The 299-nt window shown below is 64.2% G+C and carries 1 protein-coding gene; it reads left to right on the top strand.

The window, feature by feature from the left end; genetic code table 11:
• Positions 1-283 (top strand): ABC transporter permease subunit (locus ACYP5B_RS51440; protein ID WP_459574675.1); only part of this gene is annotated, 283 nt, incomplete at its 5' end.
• Positions 284-299: the final 16 nt, after the last annotated feature.

The following is a 299-nucleotide window of genomic DNA, read 5'->3' as shown; positions in this document are numbered from 1 at the left end:
CCAGACCTACCGCCACGTGCTGCTGCCGATGGCGTTCCGCGTCATCGTGCCGCCGCTGACCTCGGAGTTCCTGAACATCTTCAAGAACTCCGCGGTGGCGTCGACCATCGGCCTGCTGGAGCTGGCCGCGCAGGGGCGCCAGCTGGTGGACTACACGGCGCGCCCGTATGAGTCCTTCATCGCGGTGACGTTGATGTACGCGCTGATCAATATCGTGGTCATGCTGCTCATGCGCTGGGTTGAAGGACGCACCCGCGTGCCCGGCTTCATCGGCAGCAAGTAAGGGGACACGTCATGGC

This window comes from Cupriavidus sp. 8B (assembly GCF_054589115.1).
The sequence above is the reverse complement of the archived record's forward strand: the minus strand, read 5'-3'. Positions and strand labels throughout refer to the sequence as shown.